Below are 17587 nucleotides of genomic sequence, written 5' to 3'. Positions count from 1 at the left end.
ACGGAAGAAACTCAGAAGACAGTGGGGCGGAATGCTCCGGAAAAAAGTCATCGCGTAGAAGGGATCTTTCGGTTTTTGAAAGTCCCTTTTTTGCTCGAGACTTTCCTTATAATCCGTTTTCGAATATAATAGAATAAGCGAGTCTAACATACGGCATTTAAGGAGAGATTTGGATGATTTATAAGGTATTTTATCAAGAGAAGGCTGACGAAGTACCTGTACGGGAAAATACAGATTCACTTTACATTGAGGGCGTTTCAGAACGGGACGTCAGAACAAAACTGAAAGATAAGAAATACAACATTGAATTTGTTCAGCCTGTGGACGGTGCTTTTTTAGAATATGAGAAGCAGAGCGAAAATTTTAAAGTATTGGAGTTATGAGCGGAATGAAATTTGTAAAAAATGACCAGACTGCCGTTTTTGCCCTCGGCGGATTGGGCGAGATCGGGAAAAATACGTACGGGGTGCAGTTTCAGGATGAGATTGTACTGATTGATGCGGGAATTAAGTTTCCTGAAGATGAACTTCTCGGCATTGATTACGTAATCCCCGATTACACGTATTTAGTAAAAAACGAAGACAAAATTAAAGGTCTGTTTATCACCCACGGTCACGAAGACCATATCGGCGGTATTCCGTACCTGCTCAGACAAGTAAATATTCCCGTTTACGGCGGTAAACTCGCGATCGGCTTACTTCGGAATAAACTTGAAGAGCACGGACTGTTAAGACAGACAAAATTAAACATCATCGGTGAAGACGACATCGTTAAGTTCCGGAAGACGGCTGTATCCTTCTTCAGAACGACACACAGCATTCCGGATTCATACGGAATCGTCGTCAAAACACCGCCGGGCAATATCGTACATACCGGGGACTTTAAGTTCGATTTCACACCGGTAGGCGAGCCGGCAAACTTGACAAAGATGGCCGAAATCGGGAAAGAAGGCGTTTTGTGCCTGCTTTCTGACAGCACGAACAGTGAGGTGCCCGATTTCACCATGTCAGAACGCCGTGTAGGCGAAAGCATTCACGATATTTTCCGAAAAGTGGACGGCAGAATTATATTTGCGACATTCGCTTCGAACATTCACCGTCTTCAGCAAGTGATTGAAGCTGCCGTTTTAAACGGCAGAAAAGTTGCCGTATTCGGACGCAGTATGGAATCGGCTATTGAGATCGGACAGACTCTCGGTTACATCAGCTGCCCTAAAAATACGTTTATTGAGCATAACGAAATCAATCGTATACCCGCCAATAAAGTAACGATTTTATGTACGGGCAGCCAAGGTGAACCGATGGCGGCGCTATCACGCATCGCTAACGGCACGCACCGTCAGATATCCATTAATCCCGGAGATACGGTTGTCTTTTCTTCTTCTCCGATTCCCGGAAACACAATCAGCGTAAGCCGCACCATCAACCAGTTGTACCGTGCGGGCGCAGAAGTCATTCACGGTTCGCTGAATGACATCCATACATCCGGACACGGCGGACAGGAAGAACAAAAATTAATGCTCCGCCTGATTAAACCGAAGTTCTTCATGCCGATTCACGGGGAATACAGAATGCAGAAAATGCACGTCAAACTCGCGACTGATTGCGGCATACCTGAAGAAAACTGCTTTATTATGGACAATGGCGAAGTGCTGGCGCTCAAAGGCGAAGAAGCCGCTGTGGCAGGCAAAATCCCGTCCGGTTCCGTGTACATTGACGGAAGCGGAATCGGTGATATCGGCAATATCGTGCTCCGCGACCGCCGCATTCTTTCAGAAGAAGGCCTTGTTATCGTTGTTGTCAGCATCAACATGGACGACTTTAAAGTATCGGCAGGACCTGATTTAATTTCAAGAGGTTTTGTATACATGAGAGAATCAGGTGATTTAATCAACGACGCACAGCAGCTCATTTCGAACCATCTTGAGAAAGTAATGGATCGGAAAACAACGCAGTGGTCCGAAATTAAAAACGAAATTACCGACACGCTCGCTCCGTTCCTATATGAAAAAACAAAACGCCGTCCGATGATCCTTCCGATCATTATGGAGGTCTAAAAAAACTGCACTCATCATGAGTGCAGTTTTTTATTGCAGCGGAATATGCTGAAAGGCTTTGACATCAAACAGACCGGTTGCCGTCATTTTAATATCCGGAATCACCGGAAGCGCTAAAAACGATAATGTAAGAAACGGATTGAAATTACCGGTGAATCCGAGCAAAGGAAGCTTTTCATGAAGCACGCCCAGGCTGTCATTCACCCATTCCGCAGACTTATCAGACAAAAGCCCGGCGATCGGAAGCGGGACAGAGTGAAGCAATTCTCCGTTTTTCACGGCTGTCAGCCCTCCTCCGGTGTCACGCAGTCTGTTGATTGCTTTTGCCAAATCGGCATCGTTTGTACCGACAGCGATGATGTTGTGGGAATCGTGAGAAATGGTTGTAGCAATGGCGCCTTCTTTTAACCCGAACCCTTGTACAATACCGAGACCTATCATTTTTTCTCCGCTGTGGCGTTCAACGACGGCGATTTTTAATAAATCATTTTCTGTATCAGGGCAAAATGTGCCGGCAGACGGTGCAGGGACTTCTCTTTTCCTCGTCTCTAAATGATTTGGTATGATTTCGATTACATTCATCAGCCTGCCCTCTTGAATCGGCATGCGAAAATCTGATTCAGTCAGCGGCGCTTTCAGCCGTACTGTATCTAACAGCGCCTGATCCTGAGAATAAGAGCCGGCGGACTGCTCATAAACCGGGCAGCCGTTCTCGGCAACGGTCCGGCCGGCGACCAAGGTTTTTGTGACGGCAGCCTCCCGTAAATCTGAAATAAACAAGAGATCCGCGTCAAAACCCGGTGCAACCGCGCCTTTTGTTTCAAGGCCGTAGCACTCGGCCGCATTTAAGCTGGCGAGCTGATACGCAAGGAATGGATCAAGTCCCGCTTTTATTGCCATTTTGACTTGGTGGTTCACACTTCCTTCTGAAAGCAGATCGTCTACATGTTTATCATCCGTACAAAAGAAGAAGCGGCGTGCATTTTTTTCGTTCACCGCCGGCAGCACATTAAGCGTATTTTTGGCCACTGATCCTTCGCGCAGCATGACATACATTCCCCGCCGGATTCTGTCCAGCGCCTCTTCTTTTGTCGTCACTTCATGATCATTTGACACTAACGCGGTTCTGTATATATTGATGATATCTGAAGACAGGCCGGCTAAATGTCCGTCAATCCGTTTTCCGTGAAGCTTGGCGTCAAGCAGTTTCTGAAGCATATCCTCTTCACCTTCGGCAACAGACACGTAGTCCATTACTTCCGCCAGTCCAAGCACCTCTTTTTCCTGATAAAAAGGCTTTAAATCTTTGGCTTTTAATACGGCTCCCGAGCGTTCAAAGCTTGCGGCCGGAACACAGGAAGGAAGCATGAAACGGATGTTCAGCGGCGCTTTTTTCGCCTGCTCTATCATAAATGAAATGCCTTTTGCCCCCGAAACGTTCGCGATTTCGTGAGGATCAGTAATGACAGTCGTCACTCCGTGAGGGAGGACTGCTTTTGCAAATTCAATCGGAGTAACCATAGAGGACTCGATATGAACATGTCCGTCAATAAAGCCCGGAACGATCATTTGGCCTTCTGCATCAATGACTTCTTCCCCTTCATACTCGCCCAACCCGACGATCACTCCGTCCGTAATGGCGATATCTGCAGAAATCCATTCCTGGTTAAATACATCCATGATTTTTCCGTTTTTAATGACGGTATCGGCTTTTTGTCGGCCGGCTGATGCATTCAGCCGTTCAGCCAGTGTTTCTTTGTTCAAAATGAGGCCTCCTCTTTTTCTTTATATGGTACAATATGCTATCGGATCGCCTGATCATAGTCAATAAAAACTGCAGAATATACCGCTTACACGATAAATGTCTTTCTATTCTGACATATAAAAAAGACCGTCCTTTTACGGACGGCTTTTCACTTTGTATGAAGCACTCTTTTTTCAAATCGGGAAATGTCCGTAAGAGAGCCGATAACGATGAGAATATCTTCTTTTTGGATCATTTCAGTCGCCAGCGGAGATACGATTACTTCTTTTTCTCTCTTGATGGCTACGATGTTAATGCCGTACTTCGCGCGTATGTCCAGATCAAGCAGTGTGTTGCCCGCAAGCCTGCTGTTGGCTACGATCTCCACGATGCTGTGTTCGTCAGACAGCTCTAAATAATCAAGCACATTATTTGATACGATGTTGTGGGCGATGCGTTTTGCCATGTCACGTTCAGGGTGGACGATGTGGTCGGCCCCGATTTTCGCAAGCACTTTTTCATGATAGTCGTTCTGTGCTTTGACCGTGATCGTGTTCACACCGAGTTCCTTTAAGATCAGCGTCGTTAAAATGCTCGCCTGTATATTTTCGCCGATTGCCACAATGACGTGGTCAAAATTGCGCAGCCCCAGATTTTTCAGCACCGATTCATCGGTTGAATCGCCGATGACGGCGTGTGATGCGATTTTGGCATATTCATTTACTTTATCTTCATCAATATCCATCGCCATGACCTCAAGGCCTTCTTCACTTAATGCTTTGCAAATACTCCCGCCGAAGCGTCCGAGACCGATAACGGCAAACTCTTTTCTCATAACAGTACTCCTTTAAACAATATCTCTAATAGGAATAGTATCACATTTTCGGCAATGAGTTCATATGGCGTTTGAGCTTTTCTGAAAAGGCGGGCGATAAATACAGGTCTGCTCCGCGTTCGATTTCTTCCTGATAGTGACCCGGAGGCGCAATTTCCTCAGCTTTATCAAGCACAAGAAACGTCAGGCAGCCCCTGTATATACGGCCGCCGGCATTCACTTCTATGAACGCGGGACGATATGTATGGCTATCAACACCTTCCCTTTTATACAGATAGGTTGCCGCTTCAAACGGGAGCTTGTACAGCACGCCTTCAGTACGGCCGCCGTCTTCAACAAGATCGGCTCTGGAACCGTCAGGACGCCTTAACGTGAATCTCGTCGAATACCCTTCAACAACCGCCCCTCCGACCGGCTCGGCGAAAAAGTGATCGACCCCCGCCTGTTTAAAACGGGCATTATCCATACATGAACCGTAAGCGAAATAATAAACCGGGCTGTCATCCTCCCGTTTCATAAAACGATATTCTTTCCAGTCTCCGCTTTTGATCCGGCTGAATGAAGCACACTGCTCGGGCTTTACGACATATGCGAAGGCCGTTTTATTCCCGAGATCCGTCGTCACAGCGACTTCCTCCCGGTCAAAATCGGAATAATGCGCATCCAGCTTACGGATCATCTGATGATCTGTTTCATACAATTCTCCGTATACAAAAGCTGTTTCTGCTAAAGACGCCGCGGGCTGACCTTTTTCTGTTTTATACAGCACGCCGTTTATCGCGGCCTGCTCGCACACACACGGAGCGCCTTTCAGCAGCTCATGATTTTCTTCACGCTTCCGTAACAAACCGTATACAAAAAGAAGCAAGTTATTTTTCCTCCTTTTGGACAGCATCCGCTTCTAACGGCAGAAATACCTGAAACGTACTGCCTTCTCCATTTTTGCTCTTAATGTTAAGTTTACCATTATGCTCCTTCAGAATTCGTAAACAAATCGGAAGGCCGAGGCCTGTCCCCTGATCTTTTGTCGAGAAAAACGGTTTCCCAATGTTTTTAAGCTTTTCTTTCGACATGCCGTTTCCTTCATCCTGTATGCTGATCACCGCGTATTCTTCATCCCGTTTTGTGTAAATATGAATATTCCCGCCGTCAGGCATCGCCTCAATCGCATTTTTAATAATATTGATAAATACCTGTTTCAGCTGGTTTTCGTCACCGTTGACCATACAGGACTCAGTCTGCCTGAAATCCTTCTCAATCACAGTGTTTGACAGCACCGCGTTTGTGTCAAGAAGCGTCGCCACCTGCCTTAAAATATGGTTGAGATGATGGGCGGTAAACGTCACGGTCTGCGGCTTGGCGAGCAGTAGCAGCTCTCCCAGCACAAGATCTATCCTTTTAATTTCCGAAAAAATAATATCGAAATAATCCGTTCGTTCCGGATACTGAGCTTTCATCAGCTGAAGAAAGCCGCTGACTGATGTTAAAGGATTTCTTACTTCATGGGCGATTCCTGCCGCAAGTTCACCGGCGATAGCCAGCTTTTGAGATTGCATGGCAAGCCGTTCATTCGTTTCCAGAAGCTCATCAACCGCTTTTTTCCGTTCACTGATATCAGACATCGTCCCCAGGCTTCCGACAAATTTCTGTCTGCGGTCATAATACAGCTTATAATGAACTTCTCCCCAAAAGATAGTGCCGTCTTTTTTAATATATTTAGCCGTGAACATTCCTGACGGGGACAGCTGCTTAATTTGGGAGATAATATAATCAATGATATGTTTCTCTTTTATAAAATAATCATTATACATCGTGCCCATACATTCGCTGATGGAATAGCCCGTAATCGCCGTCCAAGCTTGATTCAAATATGTAATATTCCCTTGTGAATCTGTCTGAAAAACAATTTCCTGCAGATTGTCCATAATCCGGTTTTTCTCATCTGAAAGCGCCTTTGCTTTCTGCTCGCTGTCCTTCAGCTCCGCCAGCAGCTGCTTTTTATGATCTACATAATAAGCCAGCAGCCAGACGCTGATTAACGTGACAGTGGTAAAAGTGATATCAACAGGCCAGTTAATCGGATTCCGTTCAATTATGTAAAATAAATAATCCCAAAACATAATAAAAATCATTGCCAAGATTAATGAAATGATACGCGCTTGATATTTTCCCATAGTCCCACCTGCCGCTAGCATTTCTACATATATTGTAACATTGTTGACCGCATTATTGACTAAAAAATGATAACTATTCCCAATTATTTGAGCAGGTTTGCTTGATTTTACCGTGAGTTTTTGCACAAGTTCATAATAAAAGGGCGGAATGACGCTCCGCCCTTTTTATCATTATGATTTATCTTTTAACGCTTCCTCGATTTCCTCAAGCAGCATTTTCGCTCCTTCAGGGCTTAAGATGATTTTACCGTTGCCGTATTCCTGATTGTCGGGGGTAATTTCTCCGGTCATTAAGCAAATGCCGTGCGGTTTGTATTTTTTCAAGACAATTTTGTCTCCGTCAACAAAAAATTCAATACTATCTTTAATAGCGATATCCAATGCTCTTCTCAATTCAATCGGCATGACAATACGCCCTAGTTCGTCTACTTTTCTTACTACACCAATTGATTTCATAGAAATCCCCTACTTCCTTTAATGTCTCTTATATATGTCCAAGGAAAATCCTTCATAAACGTAGACGAAAGTAACGGAGCAAAAGTTTCTCCGCATCCGGTAATGAATGTTTTTTTACAGAAGAAAGCCTTTTTGAAATACGGGATACAGACTTTCCCTCCTTTTTTACAAAAACATTTCATTCCCGGCGGAAACCCCCAAAAATCGTGGTTTTTCTCAGAAACTTTAAATGTAGAATCAATTAAATCAGGATAGGGATTGGGTGAAAATATGTTTCAATCAACTGAGATCGGAATCGACTTAGGAACCGCTAATATACTTGTTTACAGTAAAAATAAAGGAATTATTTTAAACGAGCCTTCCGTTGTCGCTGTAGATACAACAACGAAAGCGGTGCTTGCCATCGGAACGGATGCCAAAAACATGATCGGAAAGACGCCGGGGAAAATCGTCGCCGTACGGCCGATGAAAGACGGTGTCATTGCTGATTATGATATGACAACTGACTTATTAAAACACATTATGAAAAAAGCCGGAAAAAAAATCGGGATGACCTTCCGCAAACCGAATGTCGTCGTCTGCACGCCTTCAGGATCAACAGCCGTTGAACGCCGGGCCATCAGTGACGCTGTCAAAAACTGCGGAGCAAAAAACGTTCACTTAATTGAAGAACCCGTAGCAGCTGCAATCGGAGCCGACCTGCCGGTTGACGAGCCGGTCGCAAACGTCGTCGTGGATATCGGAGGCGGTACGACTGAAGTCGCCATCATCTCATTCGGAGGCGTCGTGTCCTGCCACTCTATCAGAATCGGCGGCGACCAGCTTGATGAAGATATCGCTTCGTTCGTCAGAAAAAAATACAACCTGCTGATCGGAGAACGTACGGCAGAACAAGTGAAAATGGAAATCGGTTTTGCATTGATTGAACATGTGCCGGAAACGATGGAAATCCGCGGCCGTGACCTCGTAACCGGTCTGCCGAAGACGATCAGACTGCAGTCTAATGAAATTCAGCACGCGATGCGTGAATCGCTCCTACATATTCTTGAAGCCATCAGAGCGACACTTGAGGATTGTCCGCCGGAACTCAGCGGGGACATCGTTGACCGCGGCGTCGTGTTAACCGGCGGGGGCTCGCTTTTAAACGGGATGAAAGAATGGCTGACAGAAGAAATCGTCGTTCCCGTTCATTTGGCCGCAAATCCGCTTGAATCAGTGGCTATCGGCACGGGGCGTTCGTTAGACGTCATCGACAAGCTGCAAAAAGCGATTAAATAATAAGATTGTGCTTCTTTTTTCTCCGGCCGGCTCATATTGTGAGAACTGGAGAAACATTAAGGAGGAAGCATATGCTTAGAGATGTGGGAAGACGCATAGCGGTAGCTGTCATTTTAAGCGGAATTATCTTGGGGGGTATGAGCATTTCGCTGGCCAATATGCCCCATTCTCCGGCCGGCAGCACCGTAAAACTGAATCATCCGTAAAGACGCAGCAAAGGCTGTGTCTTTTTCATTTGCGCTCCTTTCTTTTCTTTATGAGGCGATATTTGATATGATGAGAAAAACCGATGAGGAGGAATGAACGATGAGTTCGTTTACTGAAAAGTTAAATACATATGCTCGGCTGGCGGTAGAAGTCGGCGTCAATGTCCAAAAAGGACAGCATGTCGTAATCAATGCCTCAACCGATGTCCGGGAACTTGTCAGACTGCTGGCCAAACATTCGTATGAAAAAGGCGCAAAAAACGTCACCGTAAATTGGCAGGACGATGAATTGTCCAGATTAAAATACGAAATGGCTCCGTTTGAAGCGTTTGAAGAATATCCTGAATGGGAAGCGAAAGGCAAAGAAGAGCTCGCGAAAAAAGGAGCTGCGTTTATTTCTGTCGTCTCATCCGACCCCGACCTGTTAAAAGGCACTGACGGGAAACGGATTGCAGCGTTCCAAAAAGCCGCCGGAAAAGCATTGCATACATACAGACAATATATTCAATCAGATAAGGTCAGCTGGACGGTGATCGGAGCCGCTTCAACAGGCTGGGCGAAAAAAGTGTTCCCGGATCGGCCGGAAGAAACAGCCGTTCAGCTTTTATGGGAAGAAATTTTCAAAACGACCCGCGTAAATGAAGAAAACCCAGTGGAAGCATGGAAAAAACATGACCAAAACCTTCATGAGAAAGTGGAACACCTGAACAAAAAACATTACAGCGCCCTGCACTATCAAGCTGAAGGAACAGACTTAACCATTGAATTACCGAAAAAACATGTATGGGCAGGCGCGGGAAGCGTGAATGAGAACGGGCACGAATTCATGGCCAACATGCCGACAGAAGAGGTTTTCACTCTTCCGCAGCGTGACGGGGTGAACGGCACGGTTTCCAGCACGAAACCGCTGAGCTACGGCGGCAACATTATTGATAACTTTACACTTACCTTTGAAAACGGCCGCATTGTTGATGTGAAAGCTGAAAAAGGCGAGGAGATTTTAAAAGGCATCGTCGAAACCGATGAAGGCTCGCATTATCTCGGAGAAGTGGCCTTAGTGCCGTACGATTCACCGATTTCAACATCGAATATTTTATTTTATAACACACTGTACGATGAAAACGCATCAAACCACTTGGCGATCGGCAGCGCGTATGCCTTTAATATCGAAGGCGGCAAGCAAATGACACGGGAAGAGCTTGTCAAAGAGGGCTTAAATGAAAGCATTACGCACGTAGATTTCATGGTCGGCTCCAAAGATATGAATATCGACGGGATTACCGCTGACGGCAAAAGAGAACCGATCTTCAGAAACGGAAACTGGGCATTTTAATAAAAAAGGAGGCGCTTCGGCCTCTTTTTTTATTTTGCTTCATACATTTGCAGGTTGGCAAAGACGGTTTCCAAAACAGGGGTATCAACTGACAAGCCTTTCGCTTTCTCAAGCAGAAAACCGTGTAAATGTTCACCTTCTGTCACCCGCCCATTTTCCATGTCTCTCAGCATCGACGATTTCATGTGATAAGACATGCTTGTCAACGTACGATAACTCTCTTCTTCAAGGTCAGCGTCCTTCGGAATGCCGGCAGCCTTGAAAATGGCTCCGATTTCTGCAAAAAGACGCTTTGCCGTATTGCGGCCGCCTTCTGTATCTAAAATCGGTCCCACCGGCTGTTGAAACAAAGTGGTCACTCCCGCCTGCGCGGCAATGAACATGTACTTTTTCCAAATATCCTTTTCAATATCCCGGCTGATGATGACATCCGCTTTCACACCCGCAAACGCTTTTTCCAGCTCATTTATACGTTCCGTGCGTTCCCCGCTCCATTCACCGAACACAAAGCGGTGGGCAGCGCTCGTATGAAGAATGTCCCCTTTTTCGTTAAGAGCGCTCTCAATAAAGCAGAGGCCTCCTAACACCTGCCGTTTTGAAAAAGCTTCGAACAGCTCGTTATAGTGCCTGTACCCGTTTAAAAAAGGAATAATGACCGACGAAGGTTTGACAAACGGTTTGACATCCCCAATGACGTCCTGCAAAGAATACGCTTTTGATGCGATGATAACGGCGTCAAACTCTCCATCTTCACCCGCCATGATTATTTTCGGCTTGATTGAAACATCACCATTTGCACTTTTGACGGTCAATCCCGTCTCTTTTAATTGTTCCGCCCGCTTCTGACGGACGAGAAACGTAACGTCATTTCCCTTCTCTGCAAGACGTGCGCCGATATAACCGCCCACTCCCCCTGCTCCGACAACTAAAAACTTCATGATGCATTCCTCCGTCTCTTTTCAATTCATATGTTCCTTTATTGTAACGGGAAGTCAGAAGATTGAAAACTTTTCCCGCAAATAAAAAGCAGAGTCTCCTCTGCTTTTTTTTTACGCGTATAGCTCTTCAAGCTTTTTCTGAACATCCGCATTTTCAAGAAATTCGTCATAAGACATTTGTTTGTCAACGATGCCTTTAGGCGTTAATTCAATGATGCGGTTGGCAATTGTCTGTACAAACTGATGGTCATGAGATGAAAACAGCATAGCGCCTTTAAAGCTGATTAAACCGTTGTTAAGCGCCGTAATGGATTCCAAGTCTAAGTGGTTTGTCGGTTCATCCAGAATTAAAATGTTCGCGCCGGAAAGCATCGCTTTTGAAAGCATGCAGCGCACTTTTTCTCCTCCGGAAAGAACGTTTGATTTTTTGTTGACTTCTTCCCCAGAGAACAGCATGCGTCCTAAGAAGCCGCGCAGAAAGCTTTCGCTTTGGTCATGCGGCGAGTATTGGCGGAGCCAGTCTACAAGGTTCGCATCGCTGCCGTCGAAATATTCGCTGTTGTCTTTAGGGAAGTACGCCTGAGAAGTGGTGACGCCCCATTTGAATGTGCCGCTGTCAGCTTCCATTTCCCCGGAAATGATTTTGAACAATGTCGTAACGGCAAGCTCATTGCGGCCCGTAAACGCGATTTTGTCTTCTCTGTTCATAATAAAGCTGACGTTATCAAGCACCTTAACGCCGTCAATCGTTTTCGTTAAGCCTTCTACCCGCAGCACGTCATTTCCGATTTCGCGTTCCGGCGTGAAATTGACATAAGGATAACGGCGTGATGACGGTTTGATATCATCAAGCGAAATTTTATCAAGGAGTTTCTTTCTTGATGTCGCCTGCTTTGATTTAGAGGCATTGGCGCTGAATCTGGCCACGAACTCCTGAAGCTGTTTAATCTGCTCTTCTTTTTTCTTATTGGCTTCCTGAGAAAGCTTTAAAGCAAGCTGGCTGGATTCATACCAGAAATCATAGTTGCCGACATACACTTGAATTTTATTAAAATCAAGATCGGCGATGTGCGTGCACACTTTATTTAAAAAGTGACGGTCATGGGATACGACGATGACTGTGTTCTCAAAGTTGATCAGAAACTCTTCCAGCCACTGAATCGCTTTCAGATCCAAGTGGTTCGTCGGTTCATCAAGCAGCAGAACGTCCGGCTTGCCGAACAGCGCCTGCGCCAAAAGCACTTTCACCTTTTCTGAACCGCCTAAGTCCGCCATTTTCTTCGTATGCAGGTCTTCAGAGATGCCCAGACCCTTTAACAAAATAGCGGCTTCACTTTCAGCTTCCCATCCGTTTAATTCCGCAAACTCTCCTTCAAGCTCGGCGGCGCGGATGCCGTCCTCATCAGAAAAATCCGGTTTCATATAAATCGCGTCTTTTTCCTGCATGACTTCGTATAAACGTTTATGTCCCATAATGACGACTTTCAGAACTTCGTAATCTTCATATTCAAAATGGTTCTGTTTCAGAATGGCAAGGCGTTCGCCCGGGCTCATATGGACATCGCCGGTCTGAGGCTCCAGTTCACCGGATAAAATTTTCAAGAATGTTGATTTTCCGGCACCGTTTGCGCCTATTAATCCGTAGCAATTGCCCGGCGTAAATTTAATATTGACATCTTCAAATAACTTGCGATCCGCAAAACGCAAGCTCACATTATTTACAGCAATCATTTATAATCCTCCATCGTGTCTAACATCAATAAAAGTATACCATGAATAAAGGGGAAGAGAAATGTTTCCCTGCGAATATAAGGGTTTTGAAAAGACGCAAGCGCCAAACCCGAAGCCCTGTGATACAATAGATATATATACATATTCATCACGGAGGAACAAGTTGAAGCTTTTAACACTCACAGAATATTGTCTTATGATTTTCTTTACCGGGGTTTTTCTGGCCGTCACAGGCTTTACCGCACGTGACATCGGCCTTTACGTCGGAATCGCCCTCATTTACACGTTTTCGCATCTCTTTTCAAAACGGATGCTTGAAAAACGCGGCAAAGAGAAGCAGCAGGTGAATCTTTTTTTCAGCGTTCTGGCCATTGTCGGATCAGTGCTGGCCACGGTAATGTTCATCGCCGTCGCCGCCTCGTTTGCCAAATAAAAAACGCCGGCCGTCCGAATCGGGCAGCGCGGCGTTTTTATTTTGTCTGACGCATATCATGAAACGGGAAGAACACAAACTTCGAGGTGCCGACGATCCGTTTCTCGGCAATTAAACCGAGCCCGTTCCGGCTGTCCATTGAGTTCAGCCGATTGTCGCCCATGACGAAGTATTTGCCTTTCGGAACCTTTACGGGGCCGAAATCTCCCGTCAGGTTGACTCCCAGTTTTTTCGCTTCTTTTTTATTGCTCGCGAGGTACGGTTCATCGATTTTTTTGCCGTTTATATAAAGCGTATCATTTTTCATTTCCACCGTTTCTCCGGGTTTTCCGATGAGCCGCTTTACATAATGGACTTTCGATGTATCGCCGTTAATAATGACGATGTCCCCCCGCTCGATTTCTCCGATATAATTGACGCTTTTGTTGACAAACAGCCTTTCACCGTCATGTAATGTCGGGTACATTGATGATCCTTCCACTAAGTACGGTTCAAACAGGAAATGGCGGATTAAAAGCGCAAGAGCGACCGCTATAATGATGGCCTTTCCCCATTCCCAATACGTGTTGGATTTTCTTTTTACCGATTTTTCAGAAGTAGGTTTTTGTTCTTCAGTCAACGTGGTTCCTCCTAGACGATCACTGTTACGGTTCATGTACTATCTTTACTTTATCACAACTCATCACAAAATACATAACGCTTCTATGCGCATATGATTGAAAAAAGCGCCCGTAAAGGACGCTTTTTGCTTATTTCTCTACTACCGGTTTTTTGATGATTCCTAAGATAACCGCTGTTACAACCGCTCCGATTACGATGCTCATTAAGTAAAGCAGCGGATGGTTCGTAATGAATGCAACGAATATTCCTCCGTGCGGTGCAGGGAGCGTTACCCGGAAAAACTCTGTCAGTCCGCCCGCTACCGCAGAACCGATAACGGCTGCAGGGATGACGCGAAGCGGATCAGCCGCCGCAAACGGGATGGCGCCTTCTGTAACGAAAGCAGCTCCCATGAAGTAGCACGTAATACCGGCTTCACGGTCACGTTTAGAGAATTTATGTTTAAAGAATGTTGTCGCAAGTGCGATTCCAAGCGGCGGAGCCATTCCGCCCGCCATGATGGCTGCGTGCGGGGCATAGTTTCCGGCATCGATCATCGCAATACCGAAAGTGAACGCCGCTTTATTGAGCGGGCCGCCCATGTCGATAGCCATCATACCGCCTAAAATAATACCCATTAAGACAAGGTTTCCGGTTCCAAGGCTTTCAAGCCAATTTGTTAAGAAATTCATAAACGCTGCTACAGGTGTGTTAATGACAAACTGCATCAGGACACCGGTGATAAAAATACCGAGCAGCGGATAAATCAATACAGGTTTTAATCCGTCAAGAGTCTGAGGAATAAAGACAAACAGCTTTTTCAGCAGGACTACGACATAACCGGCTAAGAATCCGGCAATCAGTCCGCCCAAGAATCCGGCATTCGCCTGCGTAGCCATAAAGCCGCCGACCATACCCGGCGCAAATCCCGGACGGTCCGCAATACTCATTGCGATGAATCCGGCAAGAACGGCAACAATCAGTTTTAACGCATTATCGCCGCCGATAAAGTTCAGCGCTGCAGCAAACGTGTTGTATGTCGGATCTTTCGGATCAGCTGAATGAATTCCCCAGAAGAATGAAATCGCAACGAGGATTCCGCCGCCGACGACAAATGGCAGCATGTTGCTGACACCGCTCATTAAGTGTTTATAGAAAGTGCTTCCGATGCTTGTGCCTGATTTCTGTTTCGGACCGTCTTCATTAGAAGAGGCAGATCCTCCGCCGCTGCCTTCGTAAATCGGCGCATCTTGATTAACCGCTTTTTCAATCAGTTCCTGAGGACGTCTGATACCGGCCGTTACGGGCACTTGAAGAACATGTTTGCCTTTAAAGCGCTCCATTTCAACCTGTTTATCAGCCGCTACGATAATCGCAGGCGCATCTTCAATTTCCTGAGCCGTCAGCTTATGCTTGATTCCGCTTGAGCCGTTTGTCTCTACTTTAATGTCGACGCCGAGCTCTTTCGCTTTTTCTTTCAGTGCGTCAGCAGCCATGAATGTATGGGCGATACCTGTCGGACATGCAGTAACCGCAAGAATTTTGCCCTTTCCTGACGGCGCTGCCTGTTCTTCCTGCTCTTCTTCTTCCTCATCGTCATCTTTGTCATGCTGATTGATGATGTCAATGATCGCATCTTCTGATTCAGCCTCAAGAAGCTGTTTGCGGATTTCTTCACGCATGAGAAGCGTTGAAAGTCTTGATAATGCTTCAAGGTGCGTATTGTTTGCTCCTTCGGTTGCCGCAATCATAAAGACCAGGTGTGCCGGCTGACCGTCTAATGATTCATAGTCCACACCTTCTTTTGAACGTCCGAATGCGATGGCCGGGTTAATGACGCTCGCCGTCTTCGCGTGAGGAATGGCAATGCCTTCGCCGATTCCCGTCGAGCTTTGGCTTTCACGATTTAAAATGGCTGCTTTGTAAGCCTCTCTGTCATTTAATCTGCCGGCTTTGTCAAGCACTGTCACCATTTCATCGATAACGTTTTCTTTCTCTTTGCTTTCTATATTGAGATGAATTGTATCTCTTGTTAACAGCTCAGTTATCTTCACTTTTCTTTCCTCCTCTATAGACGTGTGACTTTAACTTCAGGAAGAAGCTGCTGTACAAACTCTTCAGTTCCGAGCTCCTCAGAAAACGCCGTCGCGCTTCCGGAAGCAACACCTAGACGGAATGCGTCTTCCAAAGGCAGCTGTTTTGAGATTCCCGCAAGGAATCCCGCGACAACGGAATCACCCGCGCCTACGGAATTGACCAGCTTTCCTTTAGGAACATTAGCGAGGAAAACCGCCTCTTTCGTAAATAAAAGCGCACCGTCGCCAGCCATCGAAACAATCGCATGTTCAGCGCCTTGTTCAATTAATTTTTTGCCGTACGGAACGGCTGCTTCGGCTGAGTCAATGACCGTATTGAACATTTCACCAAGCTCGTGATGGTTCGGCTTCATCAAAAACGGTTTCATTTCTGTCGCTTTCATAAGCGCTTCACCGGAGATGTCTACCACTACTCGGGCATTCTGCTTTCTGCATGCCTCAGCAATTTTTTCATACGTGTTATGCGGAAGAGAAGATGGGATGCTTCCCGCTAAAACGACGATGTCTCCTTCTTTCAGAGCGGAGAACTGTTCTAAAAAGGCACTGAACACTTCGTCTGAAATCGTCGGGCCCTGACCGTTAATTTCCGTTTCATCGCCCGTTTTCAGTTTTACATTTATACGCGTGTCTTCATCTACCTCAGAAAAAGCCGTTTCCAGACCTTCCTGCTGCAAAAATGACGTGATATAATTTCCGGTAAATCCGCCGACAAACCCCAATGCTTTTGACGGCACATGGTGTCTTTTCAGTAATCTCGAAACGTTAATGCCTTTCCCGCCGGGGTACTTCGTGTCATAGCTGGAACGGTTTAAACCGCCTACGGCAAAATCTTCAACGTGAACGATATAGTCAACAGACGGATTGAGGGTTACAGTGTAAATCATTATTTCACTACCTTTACGACAGTTTTTTCTTGGTAATTATCGAATGCAAGTTCTTCAGCTTCAGTGGTAATGATAACGGCATCGCCCAAAGCGGCGAACGCTGCGAAAGAAATCTCGCCGAATTTGGAAGGGTCAGCTAAAACATACGCGTTTTTCGCCTGTCTCACAGCCTTTGTCTTCAGAAGAGCCTCATCCGGATCGGGTGTTGTAAAACCGGCTTCAATGTGCACGCCGTTCACTCCGAGAAAGCTTTTGTCAAACCGGTACTGGCTGACTGCTGTTAATGAGGCGCCGCCGATCATCGCACCTGTTCGATGCTTCACATATCCTCCGAGAAGATAAAAGGGGATCCCTTTCCTTATTAAAGCGTCGATATGCATAACTCCGTTTGTGACAACTACAATGTCCTTTGTTTGATCTATAAAATCAATCATGTGCAATGCAGTTGTTCCCGCATCAAGATAAATACAGTCACCTTCTTCTAATAAAGATGCCGCTTTTTCTGCAATCTTCAGCTTATCTTGAAGGTTTTTGGAGGATTTTTCAAGCATATCAGGTTCTTGCCGGCTGTTGGAAAGCTTAGATGCCCCGCCGTGAACGCGCTTTAAAAACCCGCGCTCTTCAAGCGTTGATAAATCTCTTCTTATCGTTGATTCAGAAGCGTTTGTCATGCTTATCAGCTCTTGAATCTTTACCACGTCACGCTTTTCAATCTGATCAAGGATCAGCTGATACCTTTCAGGAGTGAGCATATTCCGCCTCCTTTGAAAACGTATTCATTTCACCTACAACATTATTGTAAACGCTTTTTTTACTTCGAGCA

General features: G+C 45.8%; 17 protein-coding genes. 6 read left to right on the top strand and 11 right to left on the bottom strand.

Going from position 1 to position 17587, the window contains the following annotated elements; genetic code table 11:
• Positions 1-173: 173 nt before the first annotated feature.
• Positions 174-383, top strand: coding sequence for a DNA-dependent RNA polymerase subunit epsilon (locus tag ABDB98_RS07450; protein WP_045926930.1), 210 nt, complete (start codon positions 174-176; stop codon positions 381-383).
• Between the two features lie 5 nt (positions 384-388).
• The gene (gene rnjA, locus ABDB98_RS07445) at positions 389-2056 is read left to right on the top strand and encodes a ribonuclease J1 (RefSeq protein ID WP_047475206.1); all 1668 of its coding nucleotides are present in this window, start codon (positions 389-391) and stop codon (positions 2054-2056) included.
• A 30-nt stretch (positions 2057-2086) separates the two neighbouring features.
• Here rnjA and ade read toward each other — a convergent pair whose 3' ends face one another.
• The 5 genes from ade to ABDB98_RS07420 all read right to left on the bottom strand — a co-directional run bounded on the left by ade (position 2087) and on the right by ABDB98_RS07420 (position 7265).
• On the bottom strand, positions 2087-3820 hold the full coding sequence (gene ade / locus ABDB98_RS07440; protein WP_438421828.1) for an adenine deaminase: 1734 nt from the start codon (positions 3818-3820) through the stop codon (positions 2087-2089).
• Positions 3821-3969: 149 nt separating this feature from the next.
• Positions 3970-4635: a Ktr system potassium transporter KtrC gene (ktrC, locus tag ABDB98_RS07435; protein ID WP_003154554.1), complete on the bottom strand. Its 666-nt coding sequence runs from the start codon at positions 4633-4635 to the stop codon at positions 3970-3972.
• Positions 4636-4675: 40 nt separating this feature from the next.
• Positions 4676-5503: a gamma-glutamylcyclotransferase gene (locus ABDB98_RS07430; RefSeq protein WP_438421827.1), complete on the bottom strand. Its 828-nt coding sequence runs from the start codon at positions 5501-5503 to the stop codon at positions 4676-4678.
• 1 nt (position 5504) lies between these two features.
• Positions 5505-6809 carry an ATP-binding protein gene (locus ABDB98_RS07425; RefSeq protein WP_438421826.1) on the bottom strand — a complete coding sequence of 435 codons (1305 nt, stop codon included), beginning with the start codon at positions 6807-6809 and terminating at the stop codon, positions 5505-5507.
• Positions 6810-6980: 171 nt separating this feature from the next.
• Positions 6981-7265 (bottom strand): AbrB/MazE/SpoVT family DNA-binding domain-containing protein, encoded by a 285-nt coding sequence (locus ABDB98_RS07420; RefSeq protein ID WP_013352109.1) that lies wholly within the window; start codon positions 7263-7265, stop codon positions 6981-6983.
• Positions 7266-7535: 270 nt separating this feature from the next.
• On the opposite strand from ABDB98_RS07420, the gene mreBH reads away from it, so the two are divergent.
• The 3 genes from mreBH to ABDB98_RS07405 all read left to right on the top strand — a co-directional run bounded on the left by mreBH (position 7536) and on the right by ABDB98_RS07405 (position 10082).
• Positions 7536-8543 (top strand): cell shape-determining protein MreBH, encoded by a 1008-nt coding sequence (gene mreBH / locus ABDB98_RS07415; RefSeq protein ID WP_029575211.1) that lies wholly within the window; start codon positions 7536-7538, stop codon positions 8541-8543.
• A 71-nt stretch (positions 8544-8614) separates the two neighbouring features.
• A complete protein-coding gene (locus ABDB98_RS07410; protein ID WP_101605501.1) occupies positions 8615-8749 on the top strand; it encodes a protein YkpC in 135 nt (44 codons plus the stop codon).
• Between the two features lie 100 nt (positions 8750-8849).
• Positions 8850-10082: an aminopeptidase gene (locus ABDB98_RS07405; RefSeq protein ID WP_438421823.1), complete on the top strand. Its 1233-nt coding sequence runs from the start codon at positions 8850-8852 to the stop codon at positions 10080-10082.
• A gap of 29 nt (positions 10083-10111) precedes the next feature.
• On the opposite strand, the gene ABDB98_RS07400 is transcribed toward ABDB98_RS07405, so the two are convergent.
• Positions 10112-11020 (bottom strand): ketopantoate reductase family protein, encoded by a 909-nt coding sequence (locus ABDB98_RS07400; protein ID WP_438421821.1) that lies wholly within the window; start codon positions 11018-11020, stop codon positions 10112-10114.
• Positions 11021-11131: 111 nt separating this feature from the next.
• A complete protein-coding gene (locus tag ABDB98_RS07395) occupies positions 11132-12751 on the bottom strand; it encodes an ABC-F family ATP-binding cassette domain-containing protein (protein WP_328221233.1) in 1620 nt (539 codons plus the stop codon).
• 163 nt (positions 12752-12914) lie between these two features.
• On the opposite strand from ABDB98_RS07395, the gene ABDB98_RS07390 reads away from it, so the two are divergent.
• A complete protein-coding gene (locus ABDB98_RS07390) occupies positions 12915-13184 on the top strand; it encodes a hypothetical protein (protein WP_007409641.1) in 270 nt (89 codons plus the stop codon).
• A gap of 37 nt (positions 13185-13221) precedes the next feature.
• On the opposite strand, the gene lepB is transcribed toward ABDB98_RS07390, so the two are convergent.
• From lepB to ABDB98_RS07370, 4 genes are all read right to left on the bottom strand, one after another.
• Positions 13222-13839, bottom strand: a complete 618-nt coding sequence (gene lepB / locus ABDB98_RS07385; protein ID WP_395940959.1) for a signal peptidase I — start codon at positions 13837-13839, stop codon at positions 13222-13224.
• 94 nt (positions 13840-13933) lie between these two features.
• The gene (locus tag ABDB98_RS07380; protein WP_060962898.1) at positions 13934-15838 is read right to left on the bottom strand and encodes a PTS fructose transporter subunit IIABC; all 1905 of its coding nucleotides are present in this window, start codon (positions 15836-15838) and stop codon (positions 13934-13936) included.
• A 14-nt stretch (positions 15839-15852) separates the two neighbouring features.
• Positions 15853-16764, bottom strand: a complete 912-nt coding sequence (gene pfkB, locus ABDB98_RS07375) for a 1-phosphofructokinase (RefSeq protein WP_016936279.1) — start codon at positions 16762-16764, stop codon at positions 15853-15855.
• Positions 16764-17516 carry a DeoR/GlpR family DNA-binding transcription regulator gene (locus ABDB98_RS07370; protein ID WP_438421820.1) on the bottom strand — a complete coding sequence of 251 codons (753 nt, stop codon included), beginning with the start codon at positions 17514-17516 and terminating at the stop codon, positions 16764-16766. The genes pfkB and ABDB98_RS07370 overlap by 1 nt, the downstream gene beginning before the upstream one ends.
• Positions 17517-17587: the final 71 nt, after the last annotated feature.

It is taken from the genome of Bacillus siamensis (genome assembly GCF_051628075.1).
GTDB lineage: Bacteria > Bacillota > Bacilli > Bacillales > Bacillaceae > Bacillus > Bacillus siamensis.
This window is presented reverse-complemented; position numbering and strand designations above follow the sequence as displayed.